18 protein-coding genes are annotated in these 21,961 nt (G+C 61.1%); 9 read left to right on the top strand and 9 right to left on the bottom strand.

The window, feature by feature from the left end; all coding sequences use genetic code 11:
• Window positions 1-57 precede the first annotated feature (57 nt).
• Window positions 58-1,362 (bottom strand): DUF349 domain-containing protein, encoded by a 1,305-nt coding sequence (locus F4V60_RS07210; protein ID WP_075729969.1) that lies wholly within the window; start codon window positions 1,360-1,362, stop codon window positions 58-60.
• Between the two features lie 169 nt (window positions 1,363-1,531).
• Here F4V60_RS07210 and F4V60_RS07205 point away from each other — a divergent pair, with 169 nt between their 5' ends.
• From F4V60_RS07205 to dapF, 3 genes are read left to right on the top strand one after another with little or no spacing between them, the layout of a single operon-like run.
• Window positions 1,532-2,119, top strand: a complete 588-nt coding sequence (locus F4V60_RS07205; RefSeq protein WP_307722791.1) for a hypothetical protein — start codon at window positions 1,532-1,534, stop codon at window positions 2,117-2,119.
• A gap of 1 nt (window position 2,120) precedes the next feature.
• Window positions 2,121-3,020, top strand: a complete 900-nt coding sequence (miaA, locus tag F4V60_RS07200) for a tRNA (adenosine(37)-N6)-dimethylallyltransferase MiaA (protein ID WP_075729967.1) — start codon at window positions 2,121-2,123, stop codon at window positions 3,018-3,020.
• A 10-nt stretch (window positions 3,021-3,030) separates the two neighbouring features.
• Window positions 3,031-3,876: a diaminopimelate epimerase gene (dapF, locus tag F4V60_RS07195; protein ID WP_075729966.1), complete on the top strand. Its 846-nt coding sequence runs from the start codon at window positions 3,031-3,033 to the stop codon at window positions 3,874-3,876.
• On the opposite strand, the gene F4V60_RS07190 is transcribed toward dapF, so the two are convergent.
• Window positions 3,873-4,433, bottom strand: a complete 561-nt coding sequence (locus tag F4V60_RS07190; RefSeq protein WP_075729965.1) for a hypothetical protein — start codon at window positions 4,431-4,433, stop codon at window positions 3,873-3,875. The two genes, dapF and F4V60_RS07190, sit on opposite strands and share 4 nt — an antisense overlap.
• 193 nt (window positions 4,434-4,626) lie before the next feature.
• Window positions 4,627-5,421, bottom strand: a complete 795-nt coding sequence (locus tag F4V60_RS07185; RefSeq protein WP_075729964.1) for a hypothetical protein — start codon at window positions 5,419-5,421, stop codon at window positions 4,627-4,629.
• A 138-nt stretch (window positions 5,422-5,559) separates the two neighbouring features.
• Here F4V60_RS07185 and hflX point away from each other — a divergent pair, with 138 nt between their 5' ends.
• The 3 genes from hflX to F4V60_RS07170 all read left to right on the top strand — a co-directional run bounded on the left by hflX (window position 5,560) and on the right by F4V60_RS07170 (window position 9,515).
• Window positions 5,560-7,101 carry a GTPase HflX gene (hflX, locus tag F4V60_RS07180; protein ID WP_075729963.1) on the top strand — a complete coding sequence of 514 codons (1,542 nt, stop codon included), beginning with the start codon at window positions 5,560-5,562 and terminating at the stop codon, window positions 7,099-7,101.
• Window positions 7,102-7,132: 31 nt separating this feature from the next.
• The gene (locus tag F4V60_RS07175; RefSeq protein WP_075729962.1) at window positions 7,133-8,416 is read left to right on the top strand and encodes a uracil-xanthine permease family protein; all 1,284 of its coding nucleotides are present in this window, start codon (window positions 7,133-7,135) and stop codon (window positions 8,414-8,416) included.
• A 103-nt stretch (window positions 8,417-8,519) separates the two neighbouring features.
• Window positions 8,520-9,515, top strand: coding sequence for an HNH endonuclease signature motif containing protein (locus tag F4V60_RS07170; protein ID WP_075729961.1), 996 nt, complete (start codon window positions 8,520-8,522; stop codon window positions 9,513-9,515).
• 54 nt (window positions 9,516-9,569) lie between these two features.
• On the opposite strand, the gene F4V60_RS07165 is transcribed toward F4V60_RS07170, so the two are convergent.
• The 3 genes from F4V60_RS07165 to F4V60_RS07155 form a co-directional block, all read right to left on the bottom strand.
• A complete protein-coding gene (locus F4V60_RS07165; protein WP_075729960.1) occupies window positions 9,570-9,839 on the bottom strand; it encodes an HPr family phosphocarrier protein in 270 nt (89 codons plus the stop codon).
• A 62-nt stretch (window positions 9,840-9,901) separates the two neighbouring features.
• Complete coding sequence (locus F4V60_RS07160; protein ID WP_075729959.1) at window positions 9,902-11,950, bottom strand: PTS fructose transporter subunit IIABC; 2,049 nt, start codon at window positions 11,948-11,950, stop codon at window positions 9,902-9,904.
• 31 nt (window positions 11,951-11,981) lie between these two features.
• Window positions 11,982-12,947 carry a 1-phosphofructokinase family hexose kinase gene (locus tag F4V60_RS07155; RefSeq protein WP_075731169.1) on the bottom strand — a complete coding sequence of 322 codons (966 nt, stop codon included), beginning with the start codon at window positions 12,945-12,947 and terminating at the stop codon, window positions 11,982-11,984.
• A 206-nt stretch (window positions 12,948-13,153) separates the two neighbouring features.
• Here F4V60_RS07155 and ptsP point away from each other — a divergent pair, with 206 nt between their 5' ends.
• Window positions 13,154-14,845 carry a phosphoenolpyruvate--protein phosphotransferase gene (ptsP, locus tag F4V60_RS07150; RefSeq protein WP_075729958.1) on the top strand — a complete coding sequence of 564 codons (1,692 nt, stop codon included), beginning with the start codon at window positions 13,154-13,156 and terminating at the stop codon, window positions 14,843-14,845.
• 93 nt (window positions 14,846-14,938) lie between these two features.
• On the opposite strand, the gene F4V60_RS07145 is transcribed toward ptsP, so the two are convergent.
• Both F4V60_RS07145 and lexA read right to left on the bottom strand, forming a co-directional pair.
• The gene (locus F4V60_RS07145; protein WP_075729957.1) at window positions 14,939-15,721 is read right to left on the bottom strand and encodes a DeoR/GlpR family DNA-binding transcription regulator; all 783 of its coding nucleotides are present in this window, start codon (window positions 15,719-15,721) and stop codon (window positions 14,939-14,941) included.
• Between the two features lie 288 nt (window positions 15,722-16,009).
• Complete coding sequence (gene lexA / locus F4V60_RS07140) at window positions 16,010-16,711, bottom strand: transcriptional repressor LexA (protein WP_075729956.1); 702 nt, start codon at window positions 16,709-16,711, stop codon at window positions 16,010-16,012.
• A gap of 494 nt (window positions 16,712-17,205) precedes the next feature.
• Here lexA and F4V60_RS12870 point away from each other — a divergent pair, with 494 nt between their 5' ends.
• Together F4V60_RS12870 and nrdR are read left to right on the top strand one after the other, a co-directional pair.
• The gene (locus tag F4V60_RS12870; protein WP_255312466.1) at window positions 17,206-17,331 is read left to right on the top strand and encodes a hypothetical protein; all 126 of its coding nucleotides are present in this window, start codon (window positions 17,206-17,208) and stop codon (window positions 17,329-17,331) included.
• A gap of 128 nt (window positions 17,332-17,459) precedes the next feature.
• Window positions 17,460-17,918, top strand: a complete 459-nt coding sequence (gene nrdR, locus F4V60_RS07135; protein WP_075731167.1) for a transcriptional regulator NrdR — start codon at window positions 17,460-17,462, stop codon at window positions 17,916-17,918.
• A gap of 94 nt (window positions 17,919-18,012) precedes the next feature.
• On the opposite strand, the gene hrpA is transcribed toward nrdR, so the two are convergent.
• Window positions 18,013-21,933: an ATP-dependent RNA helicase HrpA gene (hrpA, locus tag F4V60_RS07130; protein ID WP_075729955.1), complete on the bottom strand. Its 3,921-nt coding sequence runs from the start codon at window positions 21,931-21,933 to the stop codon at window positions 18,013-18,015.
• Window positions 21,934-21,961: the final 28 nt, after the last annotated feature.

Below are 21,961 nucleotides of genomic sequence, written 5' to 3'. Positions count from 1 at the left end.
GCAATCGCCCGGCTCCGCCGCCCCTAGAGGGGGCGGCGCTATTTGCACCAGTTGCACTTAGTTGTCGTTAATTGCGCGTGCAGCCACGTCAGCGAATTCTTGCCATTGCTCAGCCTGCGCACGCAGGGAGGCGGCCCGTGAAGAGTCTCCCTTCGCCTCAGCGGCTTGCGCTTGGGCCTCGAAGTCATCGACCTTGGCCTGGAACTGGGCGGCACGAGCCTGCGCCTCAGGATCCGTGCGGCGCCACTGCTGCTCTTCTGCCGCGGAGACGCGCTTTTCTAGGGCCTCGATCTTAGCCTCGTACTCGCGAACCTGGGCGCGCGGGACGAAACCAATCTCTTCCCACTTTTCCTGCAACTCACGTAGCTTGGCTTTTGCTGCATCGATCGAATGCGCAGGATCAATTTGCGCATCATATTCAGCGATAAGCGCGTCCTTGGCTGCCGCGTTGGAGGCAAATTCCTTGTCGCGCTCATCGTTGACGGCGTTGCGGGCATCGAAGAAGTGATCTTGGGCGGCCCGGAATGCGGCCCACAGCTTGTCATCGACCTCGCGGGGGGCGCGCCCGGCTGCCTTCCATTCGGTCATAAGATCGCGGTATGCACGGGCGGTCTCGGCCCAATCCGTGGATTCCTGGAGCGCGCGTGCTCGCTCGACGAGGTCTTCCTTCTTCTTCCGCGCCGTGGCCCGGTTGCGATCAAGCTCGGCAAAGTGTGCGCCGCGCCGACGATTGAAGGAATCACGGGCACGCGAGTAGCGCTTCCACAGCGCGTCATCGCTCTTGCGATCGATGCCCTTGATCTGCTTCCATTCCTCAAGAATCTCGCGGATGCGATCGCCGGCCGCGCGCCATTCAGTGGATTCTGCCGCAATGGCCTCCGCCTCGTTGGCGAGCTTCTCCTTGGCCGCGATTGCCTCGGCGCGCCGCTCTTGGCGCTGCTGTGCCGCGGCTTCTCCGGCCTTAACGGAGTGCTCGATGATGTCTAAAAGGCGAGTATCCAAAGCCGCAATGTCACCGATGACTGCCGCCTCAGGGAGGCCTAGTTGCAGCTCCTTGGCGCTGGCCTTGATCGATTCCGCCTCCGCAGGGTGCGCTTTGAGGCGAGCCTCCAAAAGCTCGACTTCCGTGGCGAGATCGTCATAGCGGGATCCATAGTGCGCCAAACCCTCGGCCGGCGTGCCAGCCTGCCACTGTCCGATCTTGCGCTCTCCCTCGGGGCCCGTGACGTACACGGTTCCGTCTTCGGCCACGCGGCCCCAATCAGCTGGATTGCTGCGAGCAGGAGTGGAGACTATCGCAGACTGGCCGCTCGGGCGCGGACCCTTCTTGGGCATTGCACCTGGGCTGGGGATGGGGGTCATCTTGAACCGTCCTTATAAAATACACATACGCCGCGCGACACGGCTGCCAATGATTACGTCACATTCGACTCTTTACCCTACCGCGAACCACTTGCTCGCGGAGGAGGAACTTTTAATTATGTTCCTTCCCCGCGGCTAAGATGGTCAATCAATGAGAAGAATAATGGTGATGCCCTCCAGCCCCGCCCTCGTCCGCGAGCTTTCCCCTGCGGACGCCCCCAGCCGCATCCTGCTCGAAGCTGCCGTACAGTGCGCGCGTTCGGCCATGAAGGCGGGTATCGAGAAAGTGGATATTGTGGGCTCGAGGGATAAGCGTTGGCGCACGGGCCTTGAGGGGAGTTTCCGGGCGTGGGGGGCGGCGTCGCTTAGCGTGGGCGCGGGGATCTTCCTGCCGGAGCTTTTGGCGCGCTACGTTTTAAGCTTCGTGCCAGGACTGGGCGTCGAGGAATCGCGCGCGAACCTGGGTGTGCCGCGCGAGGATACGCTCACCGTCGTCGTCGTTGACGGTAGTGCCGGGTTGACACAGCGGGCGCCGCTTGCGCTTGTCGAAGGCGCAGTACACACCCACCACTGGTGCCAAAAGGTATGCGCCGGGCGAGATGTCGAGCCCTGTGACAAGGATGCGCTTGCGGCCGCGGGTGTGCAAGAGCCCCAACTGTGGGAGGAGCTTGCGCGGCTGGGTCCGCGTAGTGCGGAGCTTGTAGCCGCAGATGCCACCCTCGGCGTGGGTCGCTACGTAGCCGGATGGGAGCTTTGAGATGATAAAACCTATTGCCGTGGTCGGGCCCACGGCCTCGGGAAAGTCCGCGCTGGGATTGGCCCTGGCGCACGCGCTCGACGGCGAGGTAGTAAACGTCGATTCCATGCAGCTCTACCGGGGGATGGACATTGGTACCGCGAAGTTGATGCCGGACGAGCGCGAGGGGATACCACACCATCAGCTCGACGTGTGGGATGTCACCGAACCGGCGTCGGTGGCGCGCTACCAAGAAGCCGCCATCCGCGACGTCGAGGACATCATGGCCCGCGGCAAGGTACCGCTGCTCGTTGGCGGGTCCATGCTCTACGTCCAATCCCTCATCGATGACTGGCAGTTCCCGCCGACTGATCCACAGGTCAGGGCGAAGTATGAGCAGAGGCGGCGTGAGATTGGTACTGCAGAACTACACGCAGAGCTAGCCGCGGTAGACCCTGCCGCCGCGCTGATCATCGAGGACAATGATCCGCGCCGCACTGTGCGGGCTCTGGAGGTCATCGAGCTTACTGGGAGGCCTTTCCAAGCCAGCCAGCCTCCCAAGGACGCCGAACCGCGGTGGGGTACGCGCATACTGGGGCTAAAAACTACGGGGGAGTGGCTCAACCCGCGTATCGAGCTGCGTACGCGGCAGATGTTCGAGCGCGGTCTGGAAGATGAGGCGCGTTTGCTGCAAGAGCGCGGCCTGGTGGCCCAGTCCACCGCCGGGCGTGCCATCGGCTACGCGCAGGTTCTTTCCTTCCTCACCGGTGAGCTGACCTGGGAAGAAGCCCTGGAACAGACCATCTACGGCACCCGGCGCTACGTGCGGCGTCAGCGTTCATGGTTCAACCGCGATCGAAGAGTTCATTGGCTCGACGCGCAAGGAGATACTGCGGCGCAGGCCCTAAAAATCGTGGGGTAGGATTGCGCGCATGAAATTTGCAAAAGGCCACGGAACCGAAAATGACTTCATTATCGTTGAGGATTATGCAGCGGAGCGCCCGCTCGCGCCGGAGCGCGTCGCCCTGCTGTGTGACCGCCGAGCAGGCATAGGTGCAGATGGGCTTTTGCGCGTCGTGCGCGCGGGCGCGCTCCTGCAGGCGGGCGAGGTTTCCGCCCTGGCTCCCGGAATCGCTGAGGATGACTGGTTCATGGACTATCGCAACGCCGATGGCTCCGTTGCCGAAATGTGTGGCAATGGCACGCGCGTCTTCGCTCATTGGTTGCGCTCGCACGGGCTGGTGTCCTCAGATGCGTTTACCGTGGGCACGCGCGCGGGTGCCAAGCCAGTCGTGGTGGAATCGTGGGATGCTAATGACGCCGTCGTCAGCGTGGAAATGGGAGAAGCCAAGGTCACGGGTGTCTCTACGGCGTCGATGGCGGGCGAGCGCTTCGCCGGCTTGGGCGTCGATATGGGCAACCCGCACTTGGCTGCCGTCGTGCCCGGCCTGACGCCCCGCCGTCTGGGAGAACTGAGCTTTGTCCAACCCGACTATGATGCAGACTTCTTCCCTGCGGGCGTCAACGTGGAGGTTCTTACCCCCTTGGAGGAGGGGCAGGTGCACATGCGCGTCTTCGAGCGCGGGGTCGGGGAGACTCGCTCGTGCGGGACAGGCACCGTTGCTGCAGCTCGCGCCGCGCTTGCCGACGGCGGCTTTGGAACCGGAAGCGTCACCGTCAACGTCCCAGGCGGCCAAGTGCAGGTCGATATTTTCGATGGCGGATCTAGGCTGACCGGGCCTTCGAAAATAGTGGCCGAGGGCCAAACGAGCCTTTAGTCTTGGTTCTTGCGGCGGTTGTAGTCTGTGCCTAAGGCAAGCGCCGCCTTGCGGGCCAAAAGCCAGCTGTCCTTGAGCTCTGCGGCGCGCTTGTCAGTGACTTTAAGCAGGGTTTCTAGCTCATCATTGGTGACGCTAGAGAACTGTAGCCGCGTGTTGAGCCGGCGTAGGAAGCGCCGTGCACCGGCGAGGTCGAAGTGAAAAGCCTCAATTTCCGGGGAAGCGCAGTCGAGGTCGAGCAGTGCAGGGCGGTGCAGGGTGCGATCCGCGATGGCCTCGGTGTCCTCACTCAGCTCAAAGTCTTGAAACTCTATGATGACGTCCTGTAGGTCCTCTGCGGACAGGCGGATGGAGTTGCGTAGCGCAATTTGCTCAGAGGAAGCCGGGCGCGAATTAAACATCAGCCAAGCTGCCGCAGTCAGTGCGAGCGCAATGACAAGGCCGGGAAGCTTCAACGTGGCGATGAGGAAGACGGTTGCCGATACTGCAAGCATGACCGCCAGCGCAAACTTTAGCGGGTAGCGGTGTGCGGCGTTACCGGGGAGCGGAAGCTGCATCAACGTCGCCTTCTCCTTACTGTGTTGAATCTTGCTGGAGCCCTGTTGAACAAAAGCCTTGTTGGACAAAAGCCTTGTTGGACAAACTCTCATAGGCACAAAGACACTTGGGATTCTACTAGGCTGTCGCGAACAAGCCGAGGGAACTGTGACGGTTGATGCCAAGTTGTTGCCTAATCGAGACTCGGCCGAACTAGTGTCCGCCGCAGCCTCCGGAGCCGCAGCCACAGCTCCCGCCGCCGCATCCGCCGCCGGTGGGAAGTGCAATCGAGGCCGTTAATAGCGCCGTTCCTGCAAGTACGGAGCCTTTCTCGGGTAGTTCGCCGAAAGACTCGGGCAGGCAAAGGTCGAAGGGGAACGCGCCGTCCATGATGAGATGCATGAACTTCTCTCCGGTGAGCTGGTTGTGGCGCCATTCTGATTCCATGACGCGGGCGGAGAACTCACAGGCTGGGGTTGGGGCATGAGAACCGGAGCCCTTGGCAACGATTTCGGCACCCTCGGAGTTAAAAGTAGCCGGGTATGCCCCTTCGGAAGCCTCGTAAGAATCGGCGTCTGCATAGCGGCGTACATCAAGGCCCATCGCGGTGATCCCGACCTGCTGCCATTGCTGCTGCTCTACATCAGCCAACAGCGGGCCTTGCGCTAGGTTAGCGGTGGCAGTTGCCAGGGTAGTGCCAAAAGGATCAACAATCTCGAGGTAAGCCAGGACATCGTTGACCATGTCTACGTGGGCGAAGGCCTGGGTGACAGCCTCGAAGCCAATGTAAGTAGCGAAGGGCTCGACAGCGAGGATATTGATCTCTGCCCCGGAAGGGTCAGTGAACTGGATGAGCTGACCGCCCCGGACCTCACCGGTCACGGTCAAAAGGTTGGTGGAGATTGCGGCCTCCACGGCGTCTTGCCAGCGCTCGAAGTTCAGCCCAATGGCCTGCATTTCGAGGTTGTCTTTCACGGCTGCGCCGGAGGCGGAAACATTCGCGGTCATGTCGACTAGTGTATCCCGCAAAGCCAAACGGTGAAAAGCCGCTGCCTTCCCGAACCTGCGCAAAGCATGGGAATAAGGTGCACAAACCCAAAATGCGATTGACTAATTGCCCGTCTGACGTGAGATAATAGGACGAGTATGAGCAATTCCCATGAACAGAATCAAAAACCATCGCGGCAGCATGCCGCGCCATCCCACGAAGAGCTGCTCAAACGCGCTTTTCGGGACAACGCTCCGCAGGAGACATGCCTAGTCTCCTCCCTAGAAGATCCCACAACAGGCGAGCTCGATCTGGCCGAGCGCAGGTCTTTCCAGCGCGTTACGCGGGATACCACCATCCACGCTGAGGACACCACGGACGGCTACGAAGTCGAGTACCGAAAGCTCCGCCTCGAGCAGGTTATTCTCGTCGGCGTGTGGACTGAAGGCACCGTCGCCGAGGTCGAGGCCACCATGGCTGAGTTGTCGGCGCTGACGGAAACCGCCGGTGCCATCGTCGTCGAGATGCTCTATCAAAAGCGTGACAAGCCCGATCCTGGTACCTTTGTCGGCTCCGGCAAGGTTAAGGAGCTCAAGGAGATAGTCGAGTCCACAGGCGCCGACACCGTAGTCTGTGATGGAGAGTTGACCCCAGGCCAGCTCTCAGCGCTCGAGCGTGCTCTCAACACCAAGGTCATTGACCGCACGATGCTCATCCTCGATATCTTTGCCCAGCATGCCAAATCTAAGGAAGGCAAGGCCCAGGTCTCTCTGGCGCAGCTGGAGTACCTGTATACCCATACGCGTGGCTGGGGCGGGAACCTCTCGCGCCAGGCAGGCGGACGCGCTGGCTCGAATGGCGGCGTCGGATTGCGCGGCCCCGGTGAGACCAAGATCGAGACCGACAGGCGCCGCATCCGCACGCAGATGGCGCTGCTGCGCAAGGAACTTAAGTCGATGAAGACCGCGCGCGAGGTCAAACGCTCGCAACGCCGCGCTTCCTCGGTGCCCCAGATTGCCATCGCCGGCTATACCAACGCGGGCAAATCCAGTCTCATCAACGCCATGACCGGAGCGGGCGTTTTGGTGGAAGATGCGCTCTTTGCCACCTTGGACCCGACCACGCGCCGCGCAGAGCTGGGGGACGGGCGCCAGGTCGTATTCACCGATACGGTCGGCTTCGTGCGCCACCTGCCCACGCAGCTCGTCGAGGCCTTCAAGTCCACGCTGGAGGAGGTCCTCGGCGCCGATCTCATGCTGCACGTCGTCGACGGCTCGGATCCCTTCCCCCTCAAGCAGATCGAGGCGGTCAACAAGGTCATTTATGACATCGTCAAGGACACCGGCGAGAAGGCCCCGCCCGAGATTATTGTCATCAACAAGATTGATGAGGCGGCTCCACTCGTCCTCGCCGAGCTGCGCCACGTCCTCGACCGGGATAACGTGGTCTATGTTTCGGCCCGCACGGGACAAGGCGTCGACGAGCTCACCTCGCGGGTGGAGCTCTTCCTCAACGCTCGCGACGAACACGTCCGGTTGTTGGTGCCTTTTACCCGCGGGGACGTCGTTTCGCGCGTCCACGCCCATGGAACCGTGCGCGAGGAGGAGTACACCCCCCAAGGCACGCTTGTCGACGTACGTCTTCCCGCACCACTCGCGCTCGAGCTCGCCGAGTTCGTGGTGGAGAAAAAGGTTTCCTGATTTGGGGCCGGATAGGCCATAATTGGGGTTCGTGAGTACATTTTTTGGATGGCGCGTCCACGGTGACGGCCGCAAGATTGAACCAGGCGCGGTCGTCGCCCCCGAAGAAAGACTGAGTTGGGGCCGCACCATCGGCATCGGCATGCAGCACGTGGTGGCAATGTTCGGCGCCACGTTGTTGGTGCCGACACTGACGGGTTTCCCCGTCAATACCACTCTGCTCTTTTCGGGCGTGGGCACGATCCTCTTCCTGCTCATCACCCGCAACCGCCTGCCATCCTACCTTGGTTCCTCCTTTGCCTTTATTGCGCCTTTGACTGCATCCCAACAGTATGGAATAAGTGCTCAGGCAGGATCGATACTTGTCACCGGTGTGGTCTTGGTGCTCATCGGCTTCGCAGTTAAGGCCGCCGGGCGCAAGGTGCTTGATGCGGTCATGCCGCCGGCTGTCACAGGTGCAATCGTGGCGCTTATCGGGCTGAATCTTGCCCCGGCTGCCACCTCCAACTTCCAGACGCAGCCGCTGGTGGCTCTCGTTACGCTCGTGGCCATCGTCGCGGCAACCGTGGGCGGGCGCGGAATGGTTGCGCGCCTGGGAATCCTCATTGGAGTGGTTATCGGCTGGCTGTTTGCAGCGCTGACGGGCAATCTTGCCGAAGGCACAGCGGAAACCATCCGCGAGGCCGCCTGGGTGGGGCTGCCGCAGTTCCATTCCCCGGAGTTCCATTTTTCTGCGATCATCGTCGCGCTACCGGTCCTCGCCGTCCTTATTGCCGAGAACATCGGCCATGTCAAGGCTGTGTCCGAGATGACCAAGCGTGACCTCGATGATCTCGCCGGCGATGCTCTCATCGCCGACGGCCTCGCCACCTCCATCGCCGGTGGTTTCGGCGGCTCGGGCACGACCACCTACGCCGAAAACATTGGCGTGATGGCGGCTACTCGGGTTTACTCCACCGCGGCCTACTGGGTAGCTGCGGTATTCGCCATCTGTTTAGCCTTCATCCCCAAGTTCGGGGCCTTAATTTTTACTATTCCCACCGGAGTCTTGGGAGGGGCGACACTGGTGCTCTACGGCCTCATCGGGATGCTAGGTATCCGCATCTGGATGGATAACAAGGTCAATTTCAACAATCCGGTGAACCTGACCTGCGCAGCAGTGGCTCTTATCGCGGGTATTGGAAACCTCACGCTATCCATTGGTTCCGTATCTTTGGAGGGCATTGCCTGGGGCTCAGTGGGGGTTATCGTGGTCTATCCGGTTGCCAAGTGGCTCTACGAGAAGGTCGGAGAAGGTCGCGGCGCGCGCTACTGATTGCCTAGTTTGGTTTCTGTTTGGTGACGCGGGCAACAAGTTATCCACAGGTTGGCGCCTTGGATCTAGCCAGCGGATGGTAAGCAGCCATAGTCTTTGAGCCATGGACGCCCTTGAAGCTTATATTGTCGCCGCAGCCCCCGGCATGGATATCCTCGCCGCGGCCTGGGGCAAGCAAGAAGGCGAGCTCCTCGAGATGGGTGCCAGCGATACAGACGCGCGCGAAATTCTGGGCCTAGCTCACATCTACTTCGGGCCGACTGCCTATACGGCGATGCAAGCTGCAGCGCGCGGGAGCCGCCACCTTCTGTCGACGCTGCGCATGATCGAGCGCTACGCACAACGCCTGTCTTCTCGGCGCTCTGCCTGGCTGCTGCGCAAAGAGCTGTGTACTCGGGGAGAGTCGGCAGCGCAGCTGGAAAGGCGCGCACGCGAGCTGGTTCGAGAATTGGCTGTCCCGCGGCCGCCGAGCCAGGGCGTGCGGCTGACTCGCCGTGCGAGGGCTCCGTGGACGTTGACAATAACCGGCCCTTCAGATTTGGTGGCCCAGCTGAGCGCGGCGATAGACCCCCAATCTCCGTTGGATTCTGTCCAGAAGATCTTCTTCGGTGGCGGAGCAGGCTCTGCACCGGCTGCGGCTACGAATGTCATTATTGAGCTGGATCAACTCGACAAGGTTGTGTCAGGTCGCGGTGATGAAGTTACGGTGACGATGACGAACGGGGCGACGATAACCGGAGCCGAGCTGGCGCGCAAACGGCTCCTCGAGCACGGCTACGTGACCTTGATTCACCCGCTCGAGGGGCCGGTCAATCTCTATCGTGCCTCGCGTCACGCAAGCAGAAAGCAGCGCCTTATGATGTCAGCGGAAAATCCCCGTTGCGCCTGGCCCGGCTGCAACCATCCCGCGGATAGCGCCCAGGCTCATCACCTCAAAGCCTGGAGTCGCGGGGGAGAGACTAACCCGGGGAATCTGGCTACCTGCTGCGCCTATCACAACGGGGTCAATAGTGATGACCCGTTGGCGCTCACGAGCCGAGGGCGGCTAGAGCGCATAGCAGGCAAGGTAGTGTGGATACCTCCCTGGGCTCGGCCCTAAAACGCGAAACCCGCCTCCTGATTTTAAGGAAGCGGGTTAGCGGAGCGTGGAGAATTAAGACGCGTCAAGGTCCTTTTCGATAAGACCGGCGATCTTCTCTACGGCCTCAGGGTTCTCGGAGGTGACGGTGACCTCGTCACCCTGCTCGGCGCCGAGAGCCATGATCATCAGGGAAGACGCAGCATCGGTCTCGTCCTCGTCCTCGTCACCGACGAGGGTGAGGAAGATGTCCTCGTCGTACTCTCCGGCAGCGTCAGCGATGATGGAAGCTGGGCGAGCGTGCAGCCCAACGGAGGAGCCTACTTTTACAGTCTTGGAAGCCATAATGGGATCCTAACCTTTCGTTGAAGTCGAATTAATCTCTAACCAGTGTACGAGCCTTTGGGTTAGGCTGCCACGGAACTTTCTTTTGCAGCTGCTGCTTCGATGGTCTTATTGGGCCACAGCTGCTTCATCGCGATAACTGCGACTGCAGAAACTACGATTCCTGCAGCCAGGGATACTAGGAAGCCCCAGATAGGATCGATGGCGAAGAACACGAAGATGCCTCCGTGCGGAGCGCGCGAAATTACACCGAAGGCCATGGACAACGCGCCGGTGACTGCGCCACCAACCATCATCGAAGGGATGACGCGCAGGGGATCCGCCGCAGCGAAGGGGATTGCGCCCTCGGACACGAAGGACAGACCCAGCAGCCACGCGGACTTGCCGTTTTCTTGCTCGGCGGGAGTGAACAGGTTCTTGCGCACGAAGGTGGCAAGGGAGAGCGCGATGGGCGGAACCATGCCGGTAGCCATGACCGCAGCCATGATTTGCATAGACGCTTCGTCTCCGGTGGAAAGGCCGGCGGTAGCAAAGAGGTATGCAGCCTTGTTGACGGGACCGCCCAGGTCGAAGCACATCATCAGGCCGAGAATGATTCCAAGCAGCACAGCGGAAGAACCAGACATCGACGACAGCCAGTTCTGCAGACCCGCCATGAGGTTAGCCAGCGGTGCGCCGAGCAGCAGGAACATCAAGAGTCCAACGACGAGCGAGGTCAAAAGCGGAATGATGACGACGGGCATGAGGGAGCCGATCCAGCGCGGAACCTTCCACTTGCCAATCCACATCGCGATGAAGCCGGCGAGCAGACCAGTGACAAGACCGCCGATGAACCCGGCGCCCAAGGTCACGGAGATAGCGCCGCCTACGAAGCCGGGGGCGATGCCGGGACGTCCGGCGAAGGCAAAGGCGATGTAGCCGGATAGCGCTGCGACGATAAAGCCCATCGCCGCCTGGCCAGTGGCAAAGAGTACCGCACCAAGGTAAAGCATGAATCCAGCGCGATCGAAGGTCATAAGTGCGCCATCGACCTCGACTTGGTGGCCGGGCAGGTTAGTCAGCGAGTAGTTGGTCGCGATGGCCTGCCAGCCGTTGGCCATGTCGTAGCCTCCGAAGAGGAAGCCTAGTGCGAGGAGCAGTCCGCCGGCCGCGACGAAGGGAACCATGTAGGAAACACCCGTCATGATGGCCTGCTGAATGCGCTTGCCCCACCCCAGGCTCTCGCCCTCGCCGGCGGCTTCAGCTGGCGCAGAACCGGCCGTCCCTGCGACCTTGCGGGCGTTGGGATTGTGGGCGGCGGCGATAGCCTCATCGAGCATGACGCCGGGCTCGTTGATGGCGCGTTTGACGCCGGATTCGATGACAGGCTTGCCTGCGAAGCGCTCGCGGTCGCGCACTCCGACGTCGGTGGCGAAGATGACGGCGTCGGCCGCGGCGATAGTGGCCTGCGACATGGACTCATTGTTGGATGAGCCTTGGGTCTCTACGGTCAAATCGACGTCGTCCCGCGCGTCGGCGGTTTGGGTCAGGGCGTCGGCTGCCATGTAGGTGTGCGCGATTCCTGTGGGGCAGGCGGTAACCGCGACGACCCGCGTTGCCTTGGAGTCGCCGGCCGGCTTTTCTTCCGCTGCTGGGGCGGGGGCCTTCTTGGTTTTCTTGGCATTGACCACGTCGAGGACGAGCTTAACGATCTCGTCTTCGGTCTTGACAGTGCGCAGGGCTTCCAGGAAGTCCTTCTTAACTAGCGCGCGGGCGAGCTTGGACAGGATTCGCAGGTGTTCTTTGCCACCGCCGGCGGGTGCCGCGATGAGGAATACCAGGTGGGCGTCTCCGTCGGGGCCGGAGAAATCAACGCCGCGGGAGAGGCGGGCGAAAGCCAGGGTAGGTTCGGAGACGACCTCCGAGCGGCAGTGGGGGATAGCGACTCCGCCAGGAACACCCGTTCCGGCCTGGGATTCGCGCTTGATGGCGGGTTGGGCTAGTCCTTCGACGTCGCTGGCACGCCCGGTGTTGTGTACCAAGGTGGCGAGGTGGGTGATGACGGATTCGACGTTGTAGCCGAAGTCCGCGTCTAGCGCCACCAGGTCCCTGGTGATGAGATCGGTTGTCATGAGTAGAGCTCCTTCAAGTTGGATGAGGTTGTTATGACAAGAGCGAAACGGTGGTCCCTTCAATGTTAAGCGTTTCCGGCGCAGGAATCTGCGTTCCGGGCAGGCCCGCAGCCGCGGTGCCGTAGGCGACCGATTGCGCGAGCGCGGCGGTGAAGTCCTTGCCCGCTTTTCGGGCGAGGATGTAGCCAGCCAGGGAAGAATCCCCAGCACCCACGGTTGAGCGCACCGTCACAGGCGGCGGGGTGGCCTTCCACGCACCCTGGGTGGTGACGAGGACTGCGCCAGCCCCGCCAAGGGTGACAAGAACCTCGTCGATGCCGCGCTTGACGACGACGCGTGCCGCCTCCACCACACCGCTAAAGTCCCCTTCCTCGGCAGCCTTTTCTAAGGCGAGACCGTCCGTGTCGGTGAGCTGACCGAGCTCGAGCCCGTTGGGCTTGATGAGGTGCGGGGCGGCGGCGTCGAGGTTGGCTCCCAAGGCTTGCATGGGGGCGTCGGAAGTATCGACGGCGATGCGTGCGTTCGGGGCCGCAGTGCGAAGTGCGGCCGTGAGTTGGGAGTACCAGTCGACGGGCACGCCCTGGGGCAGAGATCCGGCCATGACGATCCACTCGGCCTTGGCCGCGAGCCCTTCGAGGCTGGAGATGAGTGAGCGCTGCTCGGCCTGGCTGAGGGCGGGGCCGGGGTCGTTGATCTTGGTGGTCGTGCCGTCGGGCTCTGTGACGGTGGTGTTGATTCGGACCTTGTCGGCGATGCGAACCGCCTGGGCTGGAATCTGTGCTTCAGATATGAGAGTGAGAAAAGAATCACTTTCGGCAGCGGGGAAGAGGGCGGTTGTCTCTTCGCCGGCAAGGAAAGCGGCGTGGGAGACATTGACCCCCTTTCCGCCGGCCACTTGGGTTACCTGCGCCGCGCGGTGCACGGCTCCGCGGGTGAGGGTCTCATCAAGTGAGAGAGTGACATCGATGCTGGGGTTGGGGGTCAGCGTGAGGATCATGGTGGGCATCCGTCCCTTCGGCATTGTGCGTATATTGGGAGAAAACGCGCAGGCTATTGCCGTGTGGTGGATTCTCCCGCCTAATGTCGATTGTTGCCCGTTTGTGTCCGAATGTCAATCAAGTAAGTGTGGTTTTCATTGCTTTTTTGCCCGGTTTGTGATGTTCTGGGTTAAAGAAAAACTAACTCTTCGAAGGAATTGTGGTTATGACTAACGCATCCCCGTCCACTATCAAAGGAACCGGAGTTGTCTCTGGCGTCGCTTACGCCGAGGCCGTGTGGGTACGGCCGCGGCCCGATCTTCCCACTGCGGGGGAGCCGATCGAGGAGTCGCGTCGCGATTCCGAGTATGACCGGTTCCTCGAAGCGGTAGACATCGTTGCCTCCCGCCTTGAACAGCGCGCCGCCGGCGCGGATGGCCAGGCCGCAGAAGTCCTGGGAGCCACCGCGGGCATGGTCAAGGACCGTGGTTGGCACAAGGCCGTGCGCAAAGGCATCCGGGCAGGTAAATCCGCGGAATACGCCACCGTGTGTGCCACCGATAAGTTTGTCACCATGTTCGAAGCGGCGGGCGGCGTTATGGCTGAGCGCACCACCGATTTGAAGGATGTGCGTGACCGCGTCATCGCAGAGCTGCGTGGCGAGCAAGAGCCAGGGCTGCCCTTGGTTGAGGGCGAGGCAGTTCTCTTTGCTGCGGATCTCGCTCCTGCTGATACCGCCACTCTAGACACCGCCCACATTAAGGCCCTCGTGACCGAGCTGGGCGGGCCGACCAGCCACACGGCGATCATCGCTAGGCAGCTCAACATTCCGTGCATCGTCGCTGTGGGTGCACGCCTGCGCGAGATTGAATCCGGGGAGCTCGTATTCGTCGACGGGGCAGTGGGAACCGTGCGCCTCGGCGTCGATCCCGCTGAGTCGCGCAAGGCGGTCGAGGAGTATCGCGAAAAGGCCGCCCGCGTGGCGCAATGGCGTGGTCCTGCCGAAACCAAGGATGGGTATCGCGTTCAGCTGCTGGCGAATGTGGCCGATGGAAACGCCGCCCGCATCGCCTCCGACTCCCAAGCAGAAGGCATTGGTCTCTATCGCACGGAGCTTTCTTTCCTCTCGGCCAGCGAGGAACCCACCGTAGATGAGCAGGCGCGTATCTACGCCAAGGTTTTCAATGCCTACCCGCATTCGAAGGTCGTCGTACGCACGCTCGATGCAGGCTCTGATAAGCCCATTTCCTACGCCACGCTGACGTCGGAGGAAAACCCGGCCCTGGGTGTGCGCGGCTTGCGCGTTGCTCGTGATAACGAGGCCCTGCTTACCCGCCAGCTTGATGCTATTGCGCAGGCTGCAGCGGAGCGCGGCGAGGACGCTCCTACGTGGGTAATGGCTCCTATGGTCGCGACTTCGACTGAGGCGAAGTGGTTCTCCGGCCTGTGCCGCGAGCGCGGGCTGACCCCGGGAGCCATGATCGAGGTTCCCGCCGCTGCGCTCATGGCGGATACGATCATGCCGCACTTGGACTTTGTTTCCATCGGCACCAATGACCTAACGCAGTACACCATGGCTGCTGACCGCCTCTCCCCGCAGTTGGCTTATCTTACGGATCCGTGGCAGCCGGCGGTGCTTCGCCTCATCCGGCATACGTGCGTGGTCGGGCGGGACAACAACGTTCCGGTCGGGGTATGCGGCGAGGCTGCAGCTGACCCAGTTCTGGCTTGTGTTCTCACCGGTCTTGGCGTCAACTCTCTGTCGGCCGCTTCGACGGCTGTGGCAGGAGTTGGTGCGCAGTTGGCTGAGGTCACGCTCGAAGAATGCCAGAAGATGGCGGAGGCTGCTATCGACGCAGAAGGCCCCACCGAAGCGCGTGCGAGCGTGTTCAAAGTCATGGAGCAGTTCAAGAACTAAACTCTCCAGAACGCGAAAAGAGGTACTTCCCTTTAAAAGGGGAGGCACCTCTTTTGCTTGCGCTACTGCTGGCCTAATTGGCCTCAAGCGGCACTATTCGTCGGCGACGACGACGTCGATCTCGCGCTCGCTGAGTGCGTCGATGAAGGACTGCGGGATTCCAGCATCGGTGACAACGACATCGATATCACCAATGGCGGCGAAGCTGACAAGATAATCGTTGCCAAGTTTGCTGGAATCGCACAGGACAACCACCTTGTTAGCATTGGTAACAAAGACGGATTTAATGGCGGCCTCTTGGGGGTCCGCCGTCGACAAGCCATGATCTAGCGTGAGTGCGTTGGTGCCGATGAAGGCGACGTCGGCACGCATGAGCGCCATGGTGCGCAGGGCAGTATCGCCCACGACGGCCTGCGTGATGGCGCGAACGGTCCCGCCGAGGAGTTGGACGTTGGGGACGCCGTTGCTGGCGAGCGAGAGAGCAATGGGTAGGGAGTTGGAGACGATACTTACCTGCTCATTGTTGTATCTTTGGCCAATCAGATCAGCAAGAGCGTTTATCGTAGTTCCTGCGTCGAGGAAGATGCTCGCGGAGCCGTGCGGGATGAAGTCGAGCGCTGCGCGAGCGATGGCGGCCTTGGCTCCCGAAGCGGAACGTTGCCGCGTGTCCAGCGTGAACTCGGCGGTCTGGAAGGAGCGGGAAGCCACGGCGCCACCGTGAACACGATGGACCACGCCCTCCTTGTCCAAGACGGCTAGATCTCGGCGAATCGTTTCGGCGGTGACATCAAAGCGCTCTGCGAGCTCGGTAACGTTGACTCTTCCCTCCACCGCCGTGAGGGAAGCGATTTGCCGGCGACGCTCCTCGGCGTACATGTATGTCTCCTTTTGCAGGTTCGCGGCTATGGGGGGACCCGAAGCCTACTGGGGCGGCCCCTGTGCTATTCCTCCATTCTGACAGACTTTGGGAACAAGTAAACGGAACCAAACAAAAATAATCGGAGATCGTGGGCACCTTAGCGTGGAAAATGGCCATTACAAGGAGTTTTGGTGGACTGTTAGAGACTCGTCACTTTCCTGAGCGGCGAAGGAAAACCAACTAAACGGGGGTGAAAACGCAACAAAGACCCAATGCGAGTCAGGCCTTTGTTGCGTTGCAGTGCGCTACAGGCGACGGAATACGGAAACCACTTTGCCCATGATGTCGGCTTCATCGCCCTTGATGGGGGAGTAGGCCTCATTGTGAGGCAGGAGCCAGATGCCCGAGGAATCGCGGTGGAACTCCTTAACCGTAGCCTCCTCGCCGTCAAGGAGAGCAGCCACGAACTCACCCTCCTCCGCGACAGACTGAGAGCGGACTACGACCCAATCTCCATTCAAGATGCCTGCATCCCGCATGGAATCACCCACAACTTTGAGCATGTAGAGTTCTCCGCCCCCGAGGATATCTCCGGGAAGGGGGAAATAGGTATCGATATTCTCCTCGGCCGTAATGGGCGAACCAGCGGCAATGCGACCGACCACCGGAACATAAGAAACGACAGAAGCATCTTCTGCAGGAGGCGTAGAGGCCGCAGGAGTGTGCCTCTTTGTACGGGAGGAGTGTTCGGTATCGAGGTGGCGAACGTCGACGGCGCGTGGTTTATTGGGGTCACGGCGCAAGAACCCCTTCTCCTCCAGCTGTTTGAGCTGGTAGGCCACGGAAGAGGTGGACTGCAGGCCCGCAGCATCCCCAATTTCCCGAATGCTAGGCGGATAGCCACGCAGCATCACCGCGTCATGGATGACGTCAAGGATGCGACGTTGGCGATCTGAGAGCTTGGTGATGTCTGGCTTTCCCGAGCTTTTGGCTGGAGTGCGTGGCATGGTTCCCTTCCGGGGGCGAACTATGGACTAGTGCTCGTTCTTTTATATCACGTTATGCACGAATGTTCGAGAAATATCCGCTAAGTGTGGACAGGTGTTCGATACCGTGCTATAAATCGAACGTAGAAGCTAATTCGAACATAATGGCGACTTAAGGCCAGGGTCCAGTCAATGACTCTCGCTACAGTAAGCGCCAATAGGTTACATACAAAAAGGACAATGGCATGACACTTCGTTTAGACCGCAATAGCGCACATCTAGCTGCAGGACAGCGTCGCCAGCCAGTAGTGCGCAGGGCAAGCGTCTGGGAGCCCCAGGCGGAACGCAGTCGAGTTGTCGGGCGGGGAAATGGATGTTCACATGCGGGAGGGGTTCGCACTCTCAGCGTGATTAGTAGAACAGGCGCTCCACCAGTATCTAGTGCGAAAGTCGCGCGGTATAGCGCGCAGGCGCAGGTGCCGTCCGAGGGCCACGATTCGAACAAAGGAAGCTATTTGCTCGGCAGCATCTTTGGCTTTGCTCTCATGATCTCCATCGTCTTGGGCGGCTTTACTGCTTCTGAAGAGCCTGGGATGGGCGCAGGAGCACCCCACGTAACAGGGGTGTCCTCGCAGCGTTAGGCAGCCCACTGCTCTAGGCGGACTCCTAGACGTATCGCCGGTTAGTCTCACCTGTCTACCGCGAACTAGAATAGGAACGGTTAATGCTGTTCGCGCCTCGTCGCCACCGTTCGAAGGAGATTCGCACCGTGTACTGTCCTTTTTGTCATAATGAGCAGTCAAAGGTCATCGATTCCCGCGTGGTCGATGGTGGTTCTGCAATTCGGCGCCGCCGGGAGTGCACTGCCTGCAAAGGACGTTTCACCACTGTGGAAAAGGCGGTGCTATTGGTGCTAAAACGCAACGGTCTGGCGGAACCTTTCAGCCGCGACAAGCTTATTCGCGGTGTCAGGCGGGCGTGCCAAGGGCGCGATGTATCAGATGATTCGCTCAAGAAGCTTGCGCAGCAGGTCGAAGAGACCGTGCGCAGTCATGGCTCCTCCCAGGTCAATGCTAACGATGTTGGTCTCGCCATTTTGGAGCCGTTGCGTGACCTCGACGAGGTCGCGTACCTGCGCTTTGCCTCTGTCTACAAGTCCTTCGAGAACGCTGACGACTTTGAGTCCGAAATCCGCTTGATGCGGCGCAGAGACCGCGGAGACTTTTAGACCTATCTCCTTGGAGGAGGAGGGCGCGTCGCCTCCTCCTCCTGCGCTCCAGCAGTCTCGGCGACTAGGGCAGGGGTGGTGGCTCGGCGAGAGGTCAGCGGAGCTTATCGGCTGCTTTTTGGATTCTGCGTAACGAGACCGCGTGGGCTGTGCCTAGCCGCTGCGCAAATAGAGAAACTCGCAGCTCCTCAATCATCCAGCGAATATCCTTGACGTCTTTGGACTTCTCACGTCCGGCTGGAAGGGCTTTGAGCCGGTTGTTGAGGTAGGCCTTAGCCTCGTCTACGTCACGCTGGCGATCGTCATCTTTTTCGGGGTCTAGGGACATTTCCTCCAAACGGATTCGCATTGCCTGCAGGTAGCGTGGCAGGTGGCGCAGGTGGGAGATCCCGTGCAGTGTGATCGCATTGGCTGGCAACAAGAAGCTAAGCTGGCTGCGCATGTCATCGATGGCAGGGCCTTCCCACTTCTTGAGTTCTTGGGATAGCGAGACATATTCCACCAGCCCTGGGGCCAAGGAGACAACCACCTGGCGGACACGCCCCGGGACTGCGGGTTTAATCGTGGCTAAGAGCTTTTTAAACTCTTCTGGCGTGCGTACTGCACCGCCGGCCTCAACGAGCAGGTCGCGCACGGCTGCCACGCGGGCGTCCTTGACTAGTCCTTCTGCACCGCCGGGCGGGTAAGAATCAACCGCGACTCGCTGCTGGAGCGGAAGACCCTTGACCATTTGCGGCCCTGAGACGGTGATTTCGCGCAACAGTAGCGTCAGCGTCGTGCTAAACATTGAAGCTTGCGCAGCGGCCTGGGTGGGGTGAACCCTTAAGGACACGCCCTCCTCAGAAATGACCAGCCCGGGGTAGGCTTTGACCTCGTGCCCATCAACGGTGGTGGTGATTTCTTCCTCCACGGCGCCAATGTTGTCAGAGGTCCACTCCTCGACTGCAGCGGACTCCGCCTTGCGCCCCACCCGGGAAACCGAGGACTTAATGTGGCCGGCCTGGCGTGTGGTCAGAGCGGCTAGATCACGGTCGCAGTCGATGACTTGGCCGCGTTTGTCAATAGCGGCGTAGTTCATCCGCAGGTGATCCGGCAGCCGGTCGGGACGAAAATCACTGGCGTTGATACCGTGGCCGCCGAGCTCGCGGAGGACGTCGGCAAGCTGCACAGAAAGTGGGCCCTCGTAGGGGATGAGGCGCGGTAGGGCGCGCTCGGCAAACTCGGGGGCGGGGACCACGGTGCGGCGCAGCGCCTTGGGCAGAGATCGGATCATCTCGGTGACGAGCTCAAGCCGCAGGCCGGGAACCAGCCAGTCAAAACCCTGCGCGTCGAGCCCGGCCAACAGCGGCACTGGCACGAGAACGGTCACGCCGTCGAGGGGGTCGCCCGGCTCGAACTTATAGGAAAGCTCGTAGTCGATGGAGCCCTTGCGCCAATGATCGGGGAATGCCTCCTCGGTCACGTCCTGATTGTCGCCGACGAGGGCATCTGGGTCGAAGTTGAGAAAGTCCCGATCGTTCCGGCGTTGCTTTTTCCACCAGGCATCAAAGTGACGCCCTGTGGTGGCGGACTCGGGCAGGCGGCGATCGTAGAAGTCGAAGAGGACGTCCTCGTCAACAACGATTCCCCGGCGCCGCGCCTTGTCCTCGTACTCCGCGGCGTCCTCCAGCTTGCGCACGTTATCGTGGAAGAAGCGGTGCTGAGTATGCCAGTCTCCCTTGATTAGCGCCTCACGAATGAACATATCGCGCGCGGCCTGGGCATCGACGCGGTGATAGGGGACAACGCGATCGGCCACGACGGGTACTCCATAGAGCGTGGATTTCTGGTGCACGACGGCCGCCGCCCGCTTGCGCGACCACGTCGGCTCGGAATAGTGATGCTTAAGCAGCTTGGCGCCGAGCTTTTCCACCCAGGCCGGATCGATAGCGGCGACGTCGCGGGCCCACAGGCGCGAGGTTTCCACCAACTCAGCGGCCATGACGAACTCCGGCGGCTTTTTTGCCAGGGCAGAACCGGGGAAGATACGGAAACGGGTATTCCGGGCGCCTTGAAACTCCTTGGACTCGCCGTCGCGGGCGCCAATATTCGACAGCAGCCCCGCTAGGAGGCTGAGGTGGATGTCATCGGCACGGCGCTCGGTGGATTCCTGGTGGCGCTGGGTCCAGCGCAGCTGCTTGGCGACGTCGCGCAGCTGACGCACCAAATCAAACCACTCCCGGATGCGCATGTAGTGCAGGTACTCGGCCTTCATGCGCTTGCGGAAGGCGTTGCCGGAGAGCTCGCCGCGGTTTTCCTGGACGTAGTCCCACAGCTTGAGCATCGAGAGGAAGTCTGAACTCTTGTCCTTGAAGCGGGCATGGGCTTGGTCGGCTTGGGCCTGCGCCTCCAAGGGGCGTTCGCGAACGTCTTGGATGGTCATCGCGGAGACGATGACAATGACGTCGTCGAGGCATCCGGAGCGATTAGCCTCGACGAGCATGCGGGCCATGCGGGGATCGACGGGAATGCGTGCCACCTCGCGGCCGACATGGGTGAGCACAGGTAGCCCGTCCTTCTGCGCGTCTTCGAGGGCACCGAGCTCGTGGAGCAACAACAAGCCGTCGCGTACAGCCTTGGGCTCAGGAGGTTGGACGAAGGGGAAGGCGGAGATATCTCCCAGCCGCAGCGAGATCATCTGGAGGATGACGCTGGCCAAGTTGGTGCGCAAGATTTCGGGATCAGTGAACTCCGGGCGAGAGGCAAAATCATCTTCGCTGTAGAGGCGGATGGCGATGCCGTCCGCAACGCGCCCGCAGCGCCCTGAGCGCTGATTGGCGCTGGCCTGCGAGATTTTCTCGATGGGAAGGCGTTGGACCTTCGTGCGGGTGGAGTAGCGAGAAATGCGAGCTGTGCCGGTGTCGACAACATAGCGGATGCCGGGAACGGTCAGTGATGTCTCCGCAATATTGGTGGAGAGCACGATTCGGCGCCCGCGGTGCGAGCTAAACACGCGGTGCTGTTCCTCGTTGGACAAACGCCCGAAAAGGGGAGTGACCTCGACGCCGCGCCACTTGCGGGCCTCGATGGCCTCGATGGCGTCGCGGATGTCACGCTCGCCGGGAAAGAAGCACAAGATGTCGCCGGGGCCGGCCTGCATGAGCTCTTCGATGGCCTCGCAGAGTCCGTCGAGCGGATCTTGGTCGATGAGCTTTCCGCCCGCCTCGAATTCAAGGGGACGGTAGCGGATTTCGACGGGGTAAGTACGCCCAGAAACCTCCACCACCGGAGCCGGATTGCCTTTGGCATCGGCGAAGTGCTGCGCAAAGCGTTGCGGATCAATCGTCGCGGAGGTGATGATGACTTTGAGGTCGGGGCGCCGCGGCAGGAGGCGCTTGAGGTAGCCGAGGAGGAAGTCAATGTTGAGAGAGCGTTCGTGGGCCTCGTCGATGATGATGGTGTCATAGGCGTTGAGGAAGCGGTCTCGCTGCATTTCGGCTAGAAGGATTCCGTCAGTCATCAGCTTGACCGCAGTGTGTGGGGAGACGCGATCATCAAAGCGAATGGCGTAGCCAACGCTCTCGCCGATCTTCTGGCCGAGCTCGTGGGCGATTCTTTCCGCCACCGTGCGCGCAGCAAGACGCCGTGGCTGGGTGTGGCCGATGAGCCCGCGCCGCCCGCGCCCTAAGTCCAGGCAGATTTTAGGGATCTGGGTGGTCTTGCCTGAGCCGGTTTCGCCGGCGATGATGACGACCTGGTTGTCGCGGATTGCATCGGCGATTTCCTCCCTGCGCGCGACGACGGGCAAAGAAGTCGGGTAGTCGATGTGCGGGATATTTTCCGCGATGGCGGCTACCCGCTTCTGGGCTTTGGCAATGTCTTCCGCGATGGCGGAAAGCGCGTGGGGGGAACGCGCCTTTTTCAGGCGTCGGCGCAGGGCGCGCGCATCCGCCAAGGGAACGGACTCGAGCGAGGAATAAAGGTCTGAATGGCTCGGCGCAGCGGCTTGCTGGGAGGGAGTATTAGGGTTCGACATGTCTGTGGGGAATCCTACCTGGAGGCGC

It is taken from the genome of Corynebacterium flavescens (assembly GCF_008693105.1).
Classification (GTDB): Bacteria; Actinomycetota; Actinomycetes; order Mycobacteriales; family Mycobacteriaceae; genus Corynebacterium; species Corynebacterium flavescens.
This window is presented reverse-complemented; position numbering and strand designations above follow the sequence as displayed.

Coding starts and splice junctions, on each gene's coding strand:
- F4V60_RS07205 (WP_307722791.1), top strand. CDS start 1,532: ATGCCCTCCAGCCCCGCCCTCGTCCGCGAGCTTTCCCCTGCGGACGCC.
- F4V60_RS07165 (WP_075729960.1), bottom strand. CDS start 9,839: ATGGCTTCCAAGACTGTAAAAGTAGGCTCCTCCGTTGGGCTGCACGCT.
- dapF (WP_075729966.1), top strand. CDS start 3,031: ATGAAATTTGCAAAAGGCCACGGAACCGAAAATGACTTCATTATCGTT.
- F4V60_RS07190 (WP_075729965.1), bottom strand. CDS start 4,433: ATGCAGCTTCCGCTCCCCGGTAACGCCGCACACCGCTACCCGCTAAAG.
- F4V60_RS07170 (WP_075729961.1), top strand. CDS start 8,520: ATGGACGCCCTTGAAGCTTATATTGTCGCCGCAGCCCCCGGCATGGAT.
- hrpA (WP_075729955.1), bottom strand. CDS start 21,933: ATGTCGAACCCTAATACTCCCTCCCAGCAAGCCGCTGCGCCGAGCCAT.
- F4V60_RS07160 (WP_075729959.1), bottom strand. CDS start 11,950: ATGACAACCGATCTCATCACCAGGGACCTGGTGGCGCTAGACGCGGAC.
- F4V60_RS07210 (WP_075729969.1), bottom strand. CDS start 1,362: ATGACCCCCATCCCCAGCCCAGGTGCAATGCCCAAGAAGGGTCCGCGC.
- ptsP (WP_075729958.1), top strand. CDS start 13,154: ATGACTAACGCATCCCCGTCCACTATCAAAGGAACCGGAGTTGTCTCT.
- F4V60_RS07185 (WP_075729964.1), bottom strand. CDS start 5,421: ATGACCGCGAATGTTTCCGCCTCCGGCGCAGCCGTGAAAGACAACCTC.
- hflX (WP_075729963.1), top strand. CDS start 5,560: ATGAGCAATTCCCATGAACAGAATCAAAAACCATCGCGGCAGCATGCC.
- miaA (WP_075729967.1), top strand. CDS start 2,121: ATGATAAAACCTATTGCCGTGGTCGGGCCCACGGCCTCGGGAAAGTCC.
- F4V60_RS07155 (WP_075731169.1), bottom strand. CDS start 12,947: ATGATCCTCACGCTGACCCCCAACCCCAGCATCGATGTCACTCTCTCA.
- lexA (WP_075729956.1), bottom strand. CDS start 16,711: ATGCCACGCACTCCAGCCAAAAGCTCGGGAAAGCCAGACATCACCAAG.
- F4V60_RS07145 (WP_075729957.1), bottom strand. CDS start 15,721: ATGTACGCCGAGGAGCGTCGCCGGCAAATCGCTTCCCTCACGGCGGTG.